Annotated in this window: 14 protein-coding genes; 8 read left to right on the top strand and 6 right to left on the bottom strand. The window is 38.0% G+C overall.

Going from position 1 to position 16,280, the window contains the following annotated elements; translation table 11 throughout:
• The 8 genes from DK866_RS16655 to DK866_RS16690 all read left to right on the top strand — a co-directional run.
• The coding region (locus DK866_RS16655; RefSeq protein ID WP_162556975.1) for an IS3 family transposase at window positions 1–101 on the top strand (101 nt) is incomplete at its 5' end.
• Between the two features lie 5 nt (window positions 102–106).
• Window positions 107–289 carry a hypothetical protein gene (locus tag DK866_RS16660; protein WP_244179720.1) on the top strand — a complete coding sequence of 61 codons (183 nt, stop codon included), beginning with the start codon at window positions 107–109 and terminating at the stop codon, window positions 287–289.
• 11 nt (window positions 290–300) lie between these two features.
• Window positions 301–3,999, top strand: a complete 3,699-nt coding sequence (locus DK866_RS16665; protein ID WP_109409804.1) for a cellulose biosynthesis protein BcsC — start codon at window positions 301–303, stop codon at window positions 3,997–3,999.
• 15 nt (window positions 4,000–4,014) lie between these two features.
• Entirely contained in the window at window positions 4,015–4,485 is a 471-nt protein-coding gene (bcsD, locus tag DK866_RS16670; protein WP_036933477.1) for a cellulose biosynthesis protein BcsD, read from the top strand.
• A gap of 39 nt (window positions 4,486–4,524) precedes the next feature.
• The gene (locus DK866_RS16675) at window positions 4,525–5,436 is read left to right on the top strand and encodes a sensor domain-containing diguanylate cyclase (protein ID WP_109409805.1); all 912 of its coding nucleotides are present in this window, start codon (window positions 4,525–4,527) and stop codon (window positions 5,434–5,436) included.
• Between the two features lie 170 nt (window positions 5,437–5,606).
• Window positions 5,607–6,566: a UTP--glucose-1-phosphate uridylyltransferase GalU gene (gene galU / locus DK866_RS16680; protein ID WP_227336216.1), complete on the top strand. Its 960-nt coding sequence runs from the start codon at window positions 5,607–5,609 to the stop codon at window positions 6,564–6,566.
• Window positions 6,567–6,638: 72 nt separating this feature from the next.
• On the top strand, window positions 6,639–7,667 hold the full coding sequence (locus DK866_RS16685) for a glycosyl hydrolase family 8 (RefSeq protein WP_109409806.1): 1,029 nt from the start codon (window positions 6,639–6,641) through the stop codon (window positions 7,665–7,667).
• Window positions 7,668–7,981: 314 nt separating this feature from the next.
• Window positions 7,982–8,410: a TOBE domain-containing protein gene (locus tag DK866_RS16690; RefSeq protein WP_109409807.1), complete on the top strand. Its 429-nt coding sequence runs from the start codon at window positions 7,982–7,984 to the stop codon at window positions 8,408–8,410.
• Between the two features lie 123 nt (window positions 8,411–8,533).
• Here DK866_RS16690 and DK866_RS16695 read toward each other — a convergent pair whose 3' ends face one another.
• The 6 genes from DK866_RS16695 to fdxH form a co-directional block, all read right to left on the bottom strand.
• Window positions 8,534–10,183: an LTA synthase family protein gene (locus DK866_RS16695; protein WP_109409808.1), complete on the bottom strand. Its 1,650-nt coding sequence runs from the start codon at window positions 10,181–10,183 to the stop codon at window positions 8,534–8,536.
• Between the two features lie 107 nt (window positions 10,184–10,290).
• Entirely contained in the window at window positions 10,291–12,153 is a 1,863-nt protein-coding gene (gene selB, locus DK866_RS16700) for a selenocysteine-specific translation elongation factor (protein WP_109409809.1), read from the bottom strand.
• Window positions 12,150–13,541, bottom strand: coding sequence for an L-seryl-tRNA(Sec) selenium transferase (gene selA, locus DK866_RS16705; RefSeq protein ID WP_109409810.1), 1,392 nt, complete (start codon window positions 13,539–13,541; stop codon window positions 12,150–12,152). The genes selB and selA overlap by 4 nt, the downstream gene beginning before the upstream one ends.
• Before the next feature lie 15 nt (window positions 13,542–13,556).
• On the bottom strand, window positions 13,557–14,477 hold the full coding sequence (gene fdhE / locus DK866_RS16710) for a formate dehydrogenase accessory protein FdhE (RefSeq protein WP_109409811.1): 921 nt from the start codon (window positions 14,475–14,477) through the stop codon (window positions 13,557–13,559).
• A 207-nt stretch (window positions 14,478–14,684) separates the two neighbouring features.
• Window positions 14,685–15,341: a formate dehydrogenase cytochrome b556 subunit gene (gene fdoI, locus DK866_RS16715; protein ID WP_072070496.1), complete on the bottom strand. Its 657-nt coding sequence runs from the start codon at window positions 15,339–15,341 to the stop codon at window positions 14,685–14,687.
• Window positions 15,338–16,276 carry a formate dehydrogenase subunit beta gene (gene fdxH / locus DK866_RS16720; protein WP_036933457.1) on the bottom strand — a complete coding sequence of 313 codons (939 nt, stop codon included), beginning with the start codon at window positions 16,274–16,276 and terminating at the stop codon, window positions 15,338–15,340. The genes fdoI and fdxH overlap by 4 nt, the downstream gene beginning before the upstream one ends.
• Between the last annotated feature and the right edge of the window lie 4 nt (window positions 16,277–16,280).

A 16,280-nucleotide genomic window follows, 5' to 3' on the forward strand; every position in this document is an offset into this window, starting at 1 on the left:
TCGCGTATATGCGCTATTACAACCTAGAAAGGCTTCATACTGCCAACGGTGATCTGTCCCCCATTGAGTATGAACAAAATTCCTTAAGAAAAGTGTCCTGATTTAGTTGCGCAGAACAGACTTACCTTTATTACAACAATTTCTTTGGTATAGCTCTAGGCATGTGTATTTGCTTGGTCTTTTAGCTGTTGGTTTTTGTGCGTTGACGGGCTTAGTGACTTATTACTGGTTACAACGTCGTTCAACTCGTCGTTTACATCAGATATCACAGCATCGTTCAGGTAAATAGGAGTATATGGGATGAAAAACCACGCACTTAACATCATCGTTAAAGTTATTTATGCAGGTTGTATTTTAGGCGCTTCAAGCCAAGTACAAGCCACGGCGAATGATGTAAATACAACAGCTACTGATCCAAATATTGTAAGCTCTCTTATTGAACAAGCTAATTATTGGCATGGTAGAGCGCATGATGCGCGTGCAGTAGAAGCACTGCAAAAAGTGTTGATTATGGAAAGTAATAACCAAGACGCTTTATATTTAATGGCGTTCTTTACAGCACAGCAAGGGAATGAAAAGCAAGCGACCTATTGGCGCGAAAAACTTGCACAAGTCGCACCGCAAGATCCACGTATTGAAGGATTAAAGAACATCCGATCATCACAATTTAGTGATCAACAATTAGGTTATGCCAGGGACTTGGCAAAGAAAGGGCAACATGAAGAAGCGATAAAAGCGTATCAACGTTTATTTGTTAGCAGTGAGCCACCAGAAACACTGGCATTAGAATATTATCAGACAATGGCAGGTGTGCCGGCTATGTTGCCACAAGCCATTTCAGGGCTAAAACAACGAGCAGCATTAATGCCTGATAATAAAGAAACACAAAGAGCGTTAGGGCTGACGCTAACTTATAATGAAGAAACTCGTCGTGAAGGGATAACAATTTTAGGTAATGTTTCAGGTGATGAGTCAGCAAAAAAAGGCCTTCGCCAAGCACTACTATGGTTGAATGTTCGCCCTGATGATGAGGTGTTATATAAAACCTATTTACAAGCAAATCCGAATGATAAAGCCGTTGCTGAACATTTCCAAGGCGCTATTCAAGGCAATGCTCGTCAAGCAGGTTATACCGCTTTAAATAAAGGCAAGTTAAAAGAAGCTGAAGGTTATTTTAAACAAGCATTAGCAGCGGATAATAATGATGCACAAGCATTAGCAGGGTTAGGTTATACCGCATTACGTTCAGGTGATTTAGCAACAGGTCAGCGCTTATTAAATCAAGCCGCACAATCAGGTGGCGAGCAGGGGAGTAAATGGAAACAACAAGCTGAAGATGCTGGTTTCTATGCACAATTGCGTGATGCGCAACAACGTGCTAAACAAGGAAATATTCAACAGGCACTTGATAAATTAGCACCTTTAACGGGCGCTTCAGGTGAGAGAGGATTATCCGCTAATTTGCTACAAGCTGATTTATTACGTAAACAAGGTAATTTACCCGCTGCTCACCAATTGTTAGCCGGTCTTTATCAACAAAATAGTCGTAATGAAAAAGTCATTTCAGCTTACTACTATTTATTGGTTCAGGAAGGGCAAAATACGAAAGCGGAGCAATTACTGGCTCAACAATCAGCCTCTTTACGTCAAAAACTTACTGCAAATACAGATCCTTCAGAGACATTACGTCGTGAAGCACAAAAAGCGCTAGAAAATGGTAATCGTGTTCAAGCAAGACAATTACTGACACAAGCACAACGTAAAAATCCACAAAATAACTGGGTTTATCTTGATTTAGCTCGTTTAATGGCTGCTGATGGCGATAGTGTTGGTGCAAAAAATATTATTTCACAATTGCAAAATCGTAAAACAAGAGATACAGACTACGTCGCTTCTCTATTTTATGTTGAGCAAAAAGAGTGGGATAAAGTTTTTAACTTGTTAAGTAGTCATAATCAACAGACAGAAGCTGAAAAAGAGTTATTACAGCGTGCTCGTTTTCATCGTCAACTTGCGCAAGCAGAGCATTATCGCCAAGCTGGCAATCTTGTTGCTGTACGTAATACCTTGCGTCCTTTAATTAATCAAGTTGCTGATTATCCAAATGATGTAGGTGAATTAGCTGAACGATTAGTAAGCAGTGGATTAAACGATGAAGCGTTGCAGTTAGTTGAAAATGATATTGCCAAAGGCACTAAAGGCTCTGTAGGTAACTATGCCGGGCATATCAATGTTCTCAATGAATTAGGTCATTATACACAAGCATCTAGCTTGATTAATGATCCGGCATTGCAACAAGAAACACCGATTGTTGAGAAAAAACGTTTAGAAGTTGCCACTAAAGTTGCGCAAGCTGATAGTTTACGAGAAAAAGGTGAAATTAAAGCGGCTTATGACACACTAGTAGTTGCTTTAAAATCATCCCCTAACGATCCTGATTTATTAATGGCATTAAGTCGTGTTTATTTAGCGCAATCTATGCCTGAACAGTCGAATAAAATTCTCTCTTATTTGGAAAAAGAGCAAGGAAAAGATACTAAATTAATCCAAGCTCAAATAGAAGTTGCATTAGCGCAACAAGATGGCCGAAAAGCACAGCAGTTATTGCAACAAATTCCGTCTTCTTCACAACCTGCTTATTTATTACAAGCAGCGCAAATAGCACAATTAAACGGTGAAAATCGTAAAGCTTTAACCTTGTTACGTAGCGCACAATGGCAAAGCAATGATAGTGCATTGAATACCTCTGCGGGCCAATTACGCGCATTAGAGAGCGATAATACAGCCATAGCAGGTTCTATCTATGAACGTAAAGAGATGGCTTCTGTTCAACGTTCTATCCGTGAGTTAGAAGAAAAAGTTTCACCGTGGGTACAAGGTGGTGTTGCTGTACGTCATCGTAATGGTGATAAAGGATTATCTAATGTCACTGAAATTTCTGCACCAATCAGCATTTCAAGTGTTCCTGGAGAGGAGTTCCGCTGGGAATTTAATGTAACTCCAGTTTCTATGACGAGTGGCTCAGTTTCTGGTGAGAGAGCAAATCGTTTTGGTACAGGTCAGCTTCAACATGCTGAACGTTTTGCTAAAAATAGCGATAACCATGATGAGAAAAACAAAATTAATGCCGATGAAGCCGGTAGCCAACGTGCTTCTGGTGTTGAATTAGGGCTACGTTTATCTGACAAGAATGTCAGCTTTGATGTTGGCTCAACACCATTAGGTAAAGATACGGCAACGGTTGTTGGTGGTCTCACATATTCACCTAAAATTGGCCAAAATGGGCAATTAACACTGACTGCAGAGCGCAGAGCTATCAAAGATAGTCTACTTTCTTATATGGGACGCACTGATCCTACGACGGGTGAAAGCTGGGGCCGTGTAACACGTAATGGTGCCAAAGCTCAATATGCTTGGGATGATGGCAAAGTTGGCGCTTATGTCGGGGGTGGTTTTTATAACTATGAAGGTAAAAGTGTCGCGAGTAATGATGAAGTGAAAGCATGGATGGGATCTTACGCTAAGTTCTATAAAGATGACCAGCAAGAGGTGAAAGCTGGTGTGCATGTTGATTATATGAATTTTAGAAATAACCAAAATAACTTCTCATTAGGGCATGGCGGTTACTTTAGTCCACAAGATTATGTTTCTGTTTCATTACCTGTTGCTTATACCCGCCGTTTTGAAAAAGGTGAAGTGTCCTTAAATGGTGCGATAGGTATACAAAGTTACAAACAAAAAGGCAGTGATTATTTTCCAACACATAGTTATATGCAGGATGCCTTAAATAAACATAACGCGAGCGATCCTCGTATTAAATCTCGTTATGAAGAAAAAGACGAAACAAATATTACTTACAGATTAGGTTTAGACGCGAAATATTATTTAAACAAAGAAACCGAGTTAGGTGTCAGCTTATCGCATGATACATCCGGTGATTATGCTGAAGATAATATGTGGTTACACCTAAAATATACTCCAGACTTTCTGTCTAAATAATTAAGGAAACAAACAATGAATAAGCATGACAGTGATATCTTACAATTACCTTTTGAAAGCGGCTGGCAAGATCTAACTCAATTATTATTTTTTCAAGTATTAAATGACAATGATATTTCTACCGCCGAAAGTAAATTAAGAAATATTGGTAAAGATATTGCCTTACGCTATCCTTTGCCAGAAAGTGAAAATATTCAATTACTTGAATCACATATCAATCGCGTATTAACGTTATTCAAATGGGGTTTTGTCACCATATCTCCTGCAATGAGTGAGCTTTTATTAGTGCACTGTGCATGGCCTCACTTTACGCAAAGCCAAGATGATGTTCAGTGGCGTGTTGCAAGTGCTGGTGTATTAGAGGGGTTATATGAGGGGTGGTTAACCCATCAGGGTGGCAATGCAAAAATGCAAGTGCATCGTCAACCTACTGATGCTAAAGATGTCTTTATTTTTCGCTATGCACATAATTCATCAGCTGAATAATAATATATATGCTTTATTGATGAGCATCGGAGGTCAAAAATGAATGAAATGATATTTAATGATGATAATTCTAAATGCTTATTAATAAAGCAGTTTACTAATAATGTTTTTATGATGTTAGTAACTGATATTAATGGCGCTATAGTTTATGCTAATGAAAAATATTGTGAATTTAATAACGTTCATTTTGAAAATATAAAAGATAAAAAATACAACTTGTTTTATTTAATTGATAAGAATCAAATCAATTATTGTGTAAACGGTAATAATGATAATAAAGGTGTCTATCGATTAGAAGCAAAGAGAAATAATGAATCTCAACAAGAAGTATGGGAAGATATTAGTATTATTCCTGTATTTGATAAAGATAATTTAATTTCTCATTATGTATTTATTAGCTTGGATATTACTGATAAAGTAGAGTTAAGAAATGAGTTATTTAGTAAAAGCTATATTGACTCATTAACCGGAATATCAAATCGATTAAGTATTGTTGAAAAAATTGAAAATGAGCGATTAAATATTTCACATCCATCTTCATTTTGTCTTGGTATTATTGATTGTGATAAATTCAAAGCAATTAATGATCAATTTGGGCATCATGCCGGTGATAAAGTATTGTGTGAAATATCAAAGCGATTATCACAATTAGAAAACAGCGAAGTTTATTGTGGCCGTCTTGGCGGTGATGAGTTTGCTGTGCTTTTCCCTAAAGGATTACGTTCTTGTTCAGTGATTCTATTAGAAATCATAGAATCACTTTGGAAATCAATGGAAAAGCCTATCAATATTAATTCAGACTATATGTTAACGCCTTCCATTAGCTTAGGTATTGCTGAATATCCTAAAGACGGAAAGACATTATCTGAATTATTAAAATCTGCAGATGAAACACTTTATTCCATAAAAGAGATGGGTGGTAATAAATACGGGTTTTATTCTGGGTTTTAAATAGAAGAAATTTTCAAATAAAGGTATATAAAATAATATTATCTCTTTTTAATAAAGAGAGAGATAACTATATATTTAAAATATATATCGTGTTTCTGATGAAATATAAGAGTAATTTAAAATAATACTAAATATTAGTTTTAGATAAATATCTATTAGAGGATTTTATTATGATGAAAGCTGTTATCCCTGTTGCTGGATTAGGTACTCGTATGTTACCTGCAACGAAATCAATTCCTAAAGAAATGCTGCCTATCGTTGACCGCCCTTTGATTCAATATATTGTTGAAGAGTGTGCTCAGGCGGGTGTTGAGGAAATTATTTTAGTCACTCATTCTTCTAAAAATTCAATTGCGGATCATTTTGATACCAGCTTTGAATTAGAAAATATGCTTGAACAGCGTATTAAAAATAAATTATTAGAAGAAGTACGTTCAATTTGCCCTGAAAATGTCAAAATTGTGCAAATTCGTCAAGGTCATGCCTTAGGTTTAGGTCACGCTATTTGCTGTGCACGCCCTGTGATAGGTGATAATCCATTTATTGTTTTACTCCCAGATGTTTTATTGAATGCACACTATTGTGATCCTAAACATGATAATTTATCAGCAATGATCAAACGTTTTGAAAAAACAGAACGTAGCCAAATCATGGTTGAACCGGTACCAATGAGCCAAGTGCAACAATATGGTGTTGTGGATTGCGAAGGAATTTTCTGTCCTCAAGGCAATTGGGCTCCTATTCGTCGTATCGTGGAAAAACCAAATCCAGAAGATGCACCTTCTAATCTTTCTGTAGTAGGTCGCTATGTTTTCTCTTCTGCTATTTGGGAATTATTAGATGGTTTACCAGCAGGCGTCGGTGGTGAAATTCAGTTAACTGATGCGATTGATTTATTATTGAAAAAAGAGACGGCTGAAGCTTACACCTTAGTGGGTAAATCTCATGACTGTGGTAATAAGCTGGGATATATGAAAGCCTTTGTTGAATATGGTTTACATAATTCCGTTTTAAAAGAAGAATTCGCTTCTTGGATGCAGGATTTTTGTGAAAAAACATTGTTACCCAAAACAGAAGTCATAGAAGAAGACGAAATTAATGAAGAACAAAAGATAGTTGCTATCTTTTGAGTTACCTTGAAATAACATGCAATGTGCCGACCGAAATAAGATAACGGTCGGCAATAGCAGGAGAGAAAGGCAATGTCTTTTGGGCACTTATCTCGTTGTAATTATCTATTTTTTACCTTTTTTATTTTAGGTTTGTTGCTTATGGTTTCTCCCTCAATACAGGCAGCAGATACTCAAACCGGATGGCAGCAGTTTAAAGAGCGCTATATTAAGGATGATGGGCGTGTTATAGATAGTGCCAATAACAATATCTCGCACTCTGAAGGTCAAGGCTATGGGATGTTGATGGCGGTAATGAGTGATGATCGTCAGACATTCAATAAGCTGTGGCGTTGGACTGCAGCCTCTCTTTATCGAGGCGATTTAGGGCTGTTTAAATGGCGTTATGAGCCAGAAAACAGTGAACATACCCCTGATCCTAATAATGCCACTGACGGTGATATTTTAATTGCGTGGGCATTATTAAAAGCTGGTGAAAAATGGAATGATGAAAGTTATCTTTCAGCCTCTGATTCTATTCAGCACGCTATTTTAGAGCACACCTTAGTTAAAACAAAAAACTATACCGTTTTACTACCGGGTATTAATGGTTTTAAAACACCGGAAGAAATTATTATTAATCCATCTTATTTTATTTTTCCGGCATGGAAAGATTTTTACCGTACAAGCAAAGATGTTCGCTGGAAAGCGTTAATTAATGATAGCCAATCTTTGCTAAGAAATATGCACTTTGGTGAATATCAATTACCAACAGATTGGGTGAGTTTATATCCTGATGGAAAAATAGAGCCTAGTGAGAAATGGCCAGCACGATTTAGCTTTGATGCAATACGTATTCCGCTGTATTTAGCTTGGGCACATGATGAATTAGCTTTACAACCCTTTGTGCAATATTGGCAACAATTTGATCGTTATAAAACCCCAGCTTGGGTCAGTATTGATGGCCAAGAGCGTGCGGAATATAACCTCACACCAGGTATGATGGCGGTGAGAGATTTAACAATGAAAACCCCAATTGAAGATGTTGATTTAAGTAAAGATACGGATTATTACTCTTCCGCTTTACATTTATTAGCGGCATTTGCTCAAAACGGGCAATAAGTATTTTTAATTAAAAATTATAGATAGCTTAAATTACTTTTAATTAATAGGTTAATTAAGTTATCTATTTTGTTTATGGCAATAATGATAAAAATAAAAAAAGAGATAACTCCCTGAATTTATTTCTATTAGTTTACGTGGTTATTATTTGTTTTCGCTATCTCTATTTATTTATAACGCTATGTTTTTAAATAATAAATAAACTTTAAACCATGATCTAAGAATAATTTATTTAATGATATTTATGCTAAAGTTATCTCAGTGACTTAATAGTGTTATTAATATAATTTCTCATCAATAATAGAGGTGGATAAATGAAAGTTTCAGCACGCAATCAGTTAGTTGGTAAAGTTATTGATATTATTGAAGGTGCCGTTAATAGCGAAGTGATTTTATCTTTAGCGCATGGTGAAAAACTTGCCACAATTATTACTAAAGAGAGCTGTGACAGTTTAAAGATCAAAAAAGATGGCGAAGCAATTGCCATCATTAAAGCACCGTGGGTTGTCTTAGCACTACCTGATTGCGGTTTAAATTTCTCTGCGCGTAACCAATTTGCAGGTAAAGTAACTCAAATCGCACAAGGCGCAGTGAACTCGACCGTTCATTTAGAAACAACTAAAGGCTTAGAACTGACAGCTGTGATTACAAATGAAAGCTTACAAGAGATGAAGTTGGCAAAAGGCAGTGATGTTTTAGCATTAGTGAAAGCATCTAGTGTGATCGTTGCAACGCGTAAATAATAGTATTCAATCTTTTGAGATAATAAGTTTGGAGATAAAAAAAGAGGCTAGATAACTAGCCTCTTTTTCGTTGATATTAATCAGATTTATAATCCCGATCATCCATTATTTAAGTGATAAACATTAATCATCAGCGACACCTGCAACTTTCAGTTTGTCGTAAATATAATTTTTATAACTGTTAATTAATTTTTCGTCTTCACAGTCATTTAATTTACCTTCACATAAGTGTCGCATTTGAATATTGGCTTTATAGAAAGGCGATAATGGTAAACGTGCGCGCTCCAGTATCATGCCACCTAAGAAGCTAATATCTGTTAACTCACCCGTTGAAAGTGGCGCACCTTGCGTTAGGTTGTCTCTCAATGTGAATTGAGTGATATGTGCAGGGTTAGTAAATGGTGATTGGTAATTATTTAATTCAATATTAGGTTGATGATCACCAAAATAGAGAAACATTGTCGGTTTTTCTCTTTGGGCGACAAAATTAGAGAAATCTTTAATTGCTGGATCACTGGTAATAATTTTTTCCATATAGTGGCTAAATTTACCCGGTGCATTACTGCTTTCTGTTTGACCCGTAATTTGGTAATCATCAGTATGAGATTCATCATAAGGGCCATGCTCATACATCGTTAATGAAAATATAAATAAAGGTTTATCTGTTCGTTTTTTAAGAACTTCCTCGATATAACCCAGCATATCTTGTGTTGATATTTTCCAAAGATTTTCTTCCAAATGCCCAGGATAACCTAACTCTTGTGGTTGGATAATTTCATCAACACCCATTTGCTCGTAAGCATAACCAGCATGATAAGCACTGCGATTAAATGGGGTGAGTAAAACCGTGTAATAGCCTTCAGCTTTGAGTTGACGGAATAAACTTTCATTAAGATTATCGACAACAAAATAGAATACCGAATTCTTACGGGCACCAAAATCGTCAGTATTTAATCCAGTTAAGATGGAAAACTCAGAAAGCCAAGTACCACCACCAAAGGTTTGTACACGTAAAGGGCTTTGAGCACTCACACCTTCATCTTTTTGGAACATGAATAAATTAGGTAATGCGAGATCTTTATCAAATTGATAAATGGAAGGATTAACCGTCGATTCTTGTAATAAAACGATGATATCGGGCTTTATGTCAGTTTGTGTCTCAGGTAATACCGTTTTATTTGCTTTTTCAAGGAAGTAATCAGCACTTTCTTTAAAATAAGGAGGGTGATATGTCGTTTGGTAACCAGACATAATCAAATTAGTGACGGTACCGCGGCCACCAGGTAATGTGCCTTCCCATTCAGCTTGCCACTTTTCAACAGTAAAATGGATAGTAATGACGCCAACAACCATTAGCAGTAAGCTACTTATACGTAAAGCTGGGCGTGATTTTTTGGAAAAACGCCAAGCAATCAACATATTAATAAGAAGCCATATTAGCATTGCAACCAATGCCACACCGGCTTCCCAATAATGTCCTAATGTCCCTAAATTCGAGCTATCAAAAGCTAAATCAAAGTCAGAGAACATTAATGTCTCTTTGTAATAATGGACTTTAAGTTGGTTAATAAACTTAGTGATCAGGAAAAGCGTACCTGTTGTAATGACAGAAAATAAAATACGTCCTGATAAAATAAAGAAAAGAGAAAAAAGAATAAAATAAGCACCCACAGAGAGTAGGGCTGTATAAATAAGGCTCGCTTTTTCAAAAACAATAAACAGAGAGCCAATAAGAATAAGTGCAAGGTAAGCACTTCCTAATAGTTTTTTCATATCTCTTCCGAGTATAGCCATAAAGAATGGATTTAAATTTTACAAATATTGTAGGCGATAACCTTAATTAGACTGAATAGATTATTCAGCCTAATTATATTCTTTATTTAGAATAGCCCTTTATCTCGTAAAATATGAAGATCTTTTTTGCGCCGTGTAAAACCTGTACGGTCAAAATATTCTAGGATTTGTACTGCTAATTTACGCCCTACAGATAATTCATCACGAAAATCCGCTGCGGTAACACTGCCATTACTCTCATTATATTTCACAATAATGGAGGCAAATTTTTCTATAGATGTATGGGTATAGTAGCGATCAGCAATAATTGGGATAATTAAACCTAACTGTGCGGCTTTGCGTAATAATGAGCGAATTTCTTTTTCATCATTTTTCATTTCATTGGCAAGATCACGTACCCACCAAGGTTCAGATTGCTCAAAATAGACTTTAGCATGTTGCCATAACGCATCTTGTTCTGGAGAAAAGGCAAGACCATGAGTTGGAAGATGAAGCCAACCACGACTTTGGCTAATAGCACCGTCTTTACGTAATTGATCAATTAAGTGATAGACCAATTCATCATGATAAGTAGGTAGTGCCATTCGTTTTAAACGAGAACGTCCGACGCCCATTTGATCATTATGTTGTTGATGATATTCCTCAAGGGTATCGAGTAATTTCTGTTTTGCGTTATCAGCATTCTCTTTAGAAAGAATAACGCCTGCAACGCTGACTAGGTCAAAGGTTTCTAATAACTGAGTTAGCGTACTCTCTGTTAATTGCTGAGCCCAAGCAAACTGACTTAGAGAGAGCTCACCTTTTGGTAAACATAACGCTAAATGGGCACTAACGCTGTCTGCGCTATCAAGTTGGTGTAACCAAGTTAAGAACTCAGCTTGTCGTTTACCTCTGCGTGGCGAGTGCAAATGTAAGACTTTCGCTGCGGCTAAAGTGCGTTGAGCACTGATATCACGCAAGATAAGTCTATCGTTATCCACCAGCCAAAGGGGTTCATCAAGAATAAGTTCAGCTAACTGTGGTGTTTCATTTGCATCATTTAAAAGAGCAACACGACCTGTAATATGGCGTGTACCGTGGTGAATATGTACAGGCTGCCAATGCTTTAAAGGTTCATCTGCAATTAAACTGACTAATATTTTATGAGATTGATAGTTAGGTGCTTGAGAAAGCAGCCAATCACCACGAGAGACGTTTTCTTTACTGACATCACCTGTGATGTTAATTGCAATACGATGACCAGCACCAGCATGCTCTACGGGCTGATTTTGTGCATGTAAGGCTCTTATTCTTACGGGTTTATCTGCGCCAGTTAGCCAAAATGTATCGCCAACAGAAATTTGCCCTGCAAGTGCGGTACCTGTGACAACCAATCCTGCCCCTTTAATGCTAAAAACACGGTCTATTGCTAAACGAAAACGCTTATGCCATTGAGGGTGTTGTTGCTCTTGTTGATGCAACTCAACAAGGTAGTCACGAAGTGCTGGAATACCTTCACCAGAAGGGGCTGAGGTGACAAAAATATCAGGTTGTTGCCAGCCTAAATTGGCTAATACGTCGATTGTTTGTGAACGAACTTCTTCAATCCGTTCAGGCGTAACACGATCTGCTTTGGTGAGAATAACGGTAACTTGAGGACAGCCAGCAAGGCGTAAAATAGAAATATGTTCAATGGTTTGGGCCATAACACCATCGTCACAAGCCACAATTAACAGTGCATGAGAGATCCCTCCAACGCCAGCAAGCATATTGGAAAGAAATTTTTCATGACCGGGCACATCGACAAAACCAATAGACGTTCCGTCATCTTGACGCCAATAGGCATAACCTAAATCTATGGTCATGCCTCGTTTTTTCTCTTCAGGTAAATGAGTAGTATCTACCCCAGTAATGGCCTGTATAAGTGTGGTCTTTCCGTGGTCTACGTGACCTGCTGTCGCAAAAATCATAGTAAAAGTGCCTGTATTAATGCATTTTCATCCTCAAGACAGCGCAGATCAAGCCACAGGCGACCATCAGTAATTCGACCAATAATCGGCTTTTCTAAATTACGCCAATGCGCAGCTAGCGCATCTAACTGGCTACCTTTTCCATCTTTGGCTTCAAAGGTAAGTGCTGCACTTGGTAAACTTTCAATAGGTAACGAACCACTGCCTATTTGAGAAGCACATGAGGATATCGTGATATGGTAGTTATCCCCATAATATGCCTGAAAATGAGGCAGTAACCGTTGCGCCATATCATTAATTTCTGTTTGTGTCCGAGTTAACAAACGTAATGTCGGAATTTCAACTACCATTTTTTCTGGTTGCTGATAAAGGCGTAATGTGGCACCTAATGCCGCTAATGTCATTTTATCAACACGCAATGCACGCTTTAAAGGATGGCGCTGAATAGCCTCAATCCACACTTTTTTACCAAGGATTATCCCTGCTTGCGGGCCACCTAATAATTTATCACCAGAGAAAGTAACAAGATCGATGCCTTGTTGTAGATAATCTTGAGGCATTGGTTCTGAAGGTAAACCTAAAGCAGCTAAGTTAGTCATTGAGCCACTGCCTAAATCGATAGCGGTAGGTAAATTCATCTCTTTACCTAAAGCGGCTAATTCATCACCATGAACTTCTGCGGTAAAACCTTGAATAGCGTAATTGCTGGTATGAACTTTCATCAGCAATCCCGTATTTTCATTAATGGCGTTACGATAATCTTTAAGATGAGTGCGGTTTGTTGTACCCACTTCTTTGAGTGTACAACCCGCTTGTGTCATCACATCAGGGATACGAAAAGCACCACCAATTTCCACTAATTCACCACGGGAAACCACGACTTCTTTATTGGGTGCAACAGTTGCAAGCATCAATAAAACGGCGGCAGCATTGTTATTAACAATACAGGCATCTTCAGCCCCCGTTAATTCACATAACAAATCTGCGATAGCGCGATCACGGTGTCCTCTTGAGGCACCATCGAGAGAATATTCTAAGGTTGCAGGGGAGCGCATAACTTGGCTAACGGCTTCGATAGCAGATTCAGCCATTAATGCTCGGCCTAAATTGGTGTGTAAAACCGTCCCTGTTAAATTGAAAACAGGTTTAATTGACGATTTTCGTTGTAATGTAATGCGATTTTGTAATTCATTCGCCCACTGGTTATGCCATGCTGGTAGGTTATTATCTTGGCGAATAATGATACGCGCTTCTTCTTGTAACTTTCGTAAATGTTCAGTAATAAATGTCTGACCATAAAAAGTAACTAAAGCCTGAATTTCTTCTTGATGCAGCAACTTATCAATAGACGGTAGCTGGCTGTAAAGTGAGCGCGTATCATTTGTCATACTAGTACCTAATTATTATTCATTTGGGAACAGGAATGGGTTAATGCTACTACGAGCAAATCCTTCTTCTTCCATTTTTGCATCAAGAACAATAGATGCTAAATCATCAGCGACAGCATCAACATTGGCATCTTTTTCTTGATATAAAATTTTCAGATAGCTTCCACAGTCACCACAGCTTTCTGCTTTAACTGGAGCATTTTCACTGTCTAATGACCAGTAATTTAATTTACCTGTTAGCTCACAGTTGGTGCATTTAATACGCACAACATGCCACTCGGTTTCACATAAATTACAATGTAAATAGCGTAAGCCTTGTGTTGTTCCGATTTGTACCATGCTTGTCACTGGCATACTGTTACAAACAGGGCAGAATTGGCGATTTTCACCATATTCTGTTTTTGCTTTACCTGGGATATTAGAGGCCAATTGTGCCCAATAAAGGGATAATGCAGACCAAATAAAGACTGATTTATCCGCAGATACTTTTGAATATTCATCATTAAGTAATGCTGTCGCCATCTCTTCTAATTCAGTTTCAGAAGCTTTAGATAGGTTTTCTAAGGTGATAGTGACACTTTCTGGTACAACTGGACGTAATTCAGCAATAATCGAGGCTAATAAAGCATGCCAATGTTTACTACGTTTGAATGTTTTTTTATCTAAAGGTGCAATACCCGCTTGCTGTGTGAGAAGTGGCGCAAGATCAATGACTAATGGATTGTCATGGAGTGCTTTTTCTTGAGCCTTAGCAATTTCTGCTGCAAATTCAAGGTAGTCTGCAAAAGGATTATCTTTTGCAAGTGTTTGAAAACGTTCAGCACGACGTTGATAAAGGTTTTTCAGATTAGGGAATAATACCGGTGGAATGAAACTAATCCCTTTTTCTGATTGCTCTTTACCTAATTGCTCTTTAGGAACGATGCGAATACTCATAACGTTCTATCTTCCTATTATCTTAAATTTTATAGTGAATACCCACAGGGTTTGGCTTCAGAATAAATCAAATACAGACATGAAGCCATGACAGTGGGTAATAATAGCGTGATTTTATTGTTTTTTTACGCCTTAAAACCAGACGTAAATTGAATAAAAAACGGAGGCTAACAAGCCTCCGTTTGTTCAGAAATACACTTTAGGGCATTATTTCTGTGACTGCTTTTCGGCTTCTTTTTTCTCTTCTTCGAGAATTTCACGATACCAACGAGGGTGATGCTTTTTAGCCCAACCACGAGTTACCCAGCCTTCAATCATGCTACGAATTGAACCTTTCACCCAGAACGCCGCATAAGCATGAACAAATACGGTGATTATCAGTAAGATTGCTGATAATGAGTGGACTAATAAGGCAATTCGGATCACTGGGATCGAGAAATACTCTGCGAAATAAGGACGCCAAATAATAACACCACTGACTGTTAGTAAGATCAGGCTGATACTTAATGTCCAGTAAATGCCCTTCTGACCTAAGTTGTAGTGGCCAATATCACCAGCTTCTTCATTTTGCAGTACTTTATGAATGTTTTTAGCCCAGACTAAATCATCTTTATCAATAAAGTTGTGCTTCAGATATCTGAAGAACATAAAGAGAAAGAGAAACGCCATCACGCTACCCACGAATGGGTGTAACAAACGCGACAGTTCTGGTGTACCTAAAATATTCATGAACCAGTTCAGAGATGGGAAGAAGAAACCCAATCCGCTGATAGCAGTAAACAGAAATACAATCACTACTAACCAATGGTTAATACGCTCAGAAGCGGTGTGGCGAAGAATTTTATCGCCTTTCTTCTTCATCATTTCTGCTCCTCCTTATTCACAGAGGTCTGTGTTTTAGAAGATGCTTCCATCTCTTTGAGCGCTTCTTCTTCATCTTCTTCAGTTGTACGGTTTGGACCGACACCTAAATAGTGGAAAATTGCACCCGCGAAGGTTGCGGCAAAACCAACTGCTGCTAATGGTTTCCAGATACCTTTCCAGAATTTAACGGTTGAGCTAATTTCTGGGTTTTCTGGTAAACCATGATACAGGTTTGGTTTGTCAGCATGATGGAGAACATACATCACGTGTGTACCACCCACACCTTGTGGATCGTAAAGACCAGCGTTGTCATAACCACGAGTTTGCAGTTCTGAAACACGTTCACTTGCAAGATTGATCATCGCTTCTTTCGAACCAAAATGAATCGCTCCTGTAGGACACGTTTTCACACATGCAGGCTCTTGGCCAACTTCAACACGGTCAACACATAACGTACATTTGTAAGCACGGTTATCTTCTTCGTTAATGCGAGGCACGTCAAAAGGACAACCAGCAATACAATAACCACAACCAATACAGTGTTCTGATTGGAAATCAACAATACCGTTAGCGTATTGAATGATGGCACCTTCTGCTGGGCAAGCTTTTAAACAGCCTGGGTCAGCACAGTGCATACAACCGTCTTTACGGATCAACCATTCCAGCTTGCCATTCTCTTCAACTTCAGAGAAGCGCATTACTGTCCATGATTTTGCCGTTAAGTCAGTTGGGTTATCGTAAACACCAACGTTAGTGCCAATTTTATCGCGAATATCGTTCCATTCAGAACAAGCAACCTGACAGGCTTTACAGCCGATACAGGTTGTTACGTCGATAAGTTTTGCCACTTCTTCCTTGTAATCCCGCACATGAGGTGCGGGAGTAAGAGAATTGGTGGCAGAGCGACGAATAATGTCTTGGGATTGCAGTGACATAATT

The sequence above is a fragment of the Proteus genomosp. 4 str. ATCC 51469 genome, from assembly GCF_003144375.1.
GTDB lineage: Bacteria > Pseudomonadota > Gammaproteobacteria > Enterobacterales > Enterobacteriaceae > Proteus.

What these genes read in the sequence shown, in the direction of transcription:
- DK866_RS16665 (WP_109409804.1), top strand. Translation starts at nt 301, where the DNA reads ATGAAAAACCACGCACTTAACATCATCGTTAAAGTTATTTATGCAGGT.
- bcsD (WP_036933477.1), top strand. Translation starts at nt 4,015, where the DNA reads ATGAATAAGCATGACAGTGATATCTTACAATTACCTTTTGAAAGCGGC.
- DK866_RS16675 (WP_109409805.1), top strand. Translation starts at nt 4,525, where the DNA reads ATGAATGAAATGATATTTAATGATGATAATTCTAAATGCTTATTAATA.
- galU (WP_227336216.1), top strand. Translation starts at nt 5,607, where the DNA reads ATGATGAAAGCTGTTATCCCTGTTGCTGGATTAGGTACTCGTATGTTA.
- DK866_RS16685 (WP_109409806.1), top strand. Translation starts at nt 6,639, where the DNA reads ATGTCTTTTGGGCACTTATCTCGTTGTAATTATCTATTTTTTACCTTT.
- DK866_RS16690 (WP_109409807.1), top strand. Translation starts at nt 7,982, where the DNA reads ATGAAAGTTTCAGCACGCAATCAGTTAGTTGGTAAAGTTATTGATATT.
- DK866_RS16695 (WP_109409808.1), bottom strand. Translation starts at nt 10,183, where the DNA reads ATGAAAAAACTATTAGGAAGTGCTTACCTTGCACTTATTCTTATTGGC.
- selB (WP_109409809.1), bottom strand. Translation starts at nt 12,153, where the DNA reads ATGATTTTTGCGACAGCAGGTCACGTAGACCACGGAAAGACCACACTT.
- selA (WP_109409810.1), bottom strand. Translation starts at nt 13,541, where the DNA reads ATGACAAATGATACGCGCTCACTTTACAGCCAGCTACCGTCTATTGAT.
- fdhE (WP_109409811.1), bottom strand. Translation starts at nt 14,477, where the DNA reads ATGAGTATTCGCATCGTTCCTAAAGAGCAATTAGGTAAAGAGCAATCA.
- fdoI (WP_072070496.1), bottom strand. Translation starts at nt 15,341, where the DNA reads ATGATGAAGAAGAAAGGCGATAAAATTCTTCGCCACACCGCTTCTGAG.
- fdxH (WP_036933457.1), bottom strand. Translation starts at nt 16,276, where the DNA reads ATGTCACTGCAATCCCAAGACATTATTCGTCGCTCTGCCACCAATTCT.